The following is a 745-nucleotide window of genomic DNA, read 5'->3' as shown; positions in this document are numbered from 1 at the left end:
GTAACGACCGCACCGGCGCAGCATGGCTGGTCTCATTTGATTATCGCGATGGAACTTACTGGCATGAGCCGCAGGGGAATCTGCGCAATATTCGCCGTCCGTATGCCTCGCTATCTGTTGAGCCAAATCTGGTGCCGGCGGGGACTCATTAATGGGAACTCTATTCGCGCTTGTAATGACCGTTGCAATGACAAATGGCGAGTATCACGACGTAATTCTCGGTGTTTACGACAGCCATAATGAATGCCAGCAGGCGGCGTCTGAACAGAAGGTTTCAGCAGACTGTTGGCCAGTTGAAGGGATTCTTCGCAACGGCGAGTTCCCGGCACAGGAAGTCGCGCAGAAATAACCCAACCCATTCCCCCTACTCGTCCGGCTATCGCAGACGGGAAGCGCACAACCAAATTTCAGGAGCCGATTATGGCTGCATATCTCGTTCAAGACCGTATCGAGGCGCAGAACTGGACGCGCCATTATCAGCAAATAGCCAGAGAAGAGCGTGAATCTGAACTGGCTAATGACCTTGAGAAAGGATTGCCACAGAGCAAGCTGGAGTCGTTGTGCGTTGACGAACTGCAACGACGCGGGGCCAGCAAGAAGGCCATTTCTCGCGCGTTTGATGACGACGTCGAGTTTCAGGAAAAGGCCGCCGAATTTATTCGCTACATGGCAGAGACAATCGCCAATCACCAAACAGATATTGATGAGGGATAGTAACAATGAGCCTCAGCATTGTTGAGTTCGT

Annotated in this window: 2 protein-coding genes; both read left to right on the top strand. The window is 52.2% G+C overall.

Going from position 1 to position 745, the window contains the following annotated elements:
* Window positions 1-151 precede the first annotated feature (151 nt).
* Window positions 152-349 carry a DUF1482 family protein gene (locus tag FDX01_RS04300; RefSeq protein WP_137399292.1) on the top strand — a complete coding sequence of 66 codons (198 nt, stop codon included), beginning with the start codon at window positions 152-154 and terminating at the stop codon, window positions 347-349.
* Window positions 350-420: 71 nt separating this feature from the next.
* Window positions 421-714 carry a host-nuclease inhibitor Gam family protein gene (locus FDX01_RS04295; protein WP_137399291.1) on the top strand — a complete coding sequence of 98 codons (294 nt, stop codon included), beginning with the start codon at window positions 421-423 and terminating at the stop codon, window positions 712-714.
* Window positions 715-745: the final 31 nt, after the last annotated feature.

It is taken from the genome of Citrobacter sp. wls613, from assembly GCF_005281195.1.
GTDB lineage: Bacteria > Pseudomonadota > Gammaproteobacteria > Enterobacterales > Enterobacteriaceae > Citrobacter > Citrobacter gillenii.
Note: the sequence above shows the minus strand (reverse complement) of the source record. Positions and strands in the feature narration are given on the sequence as shown.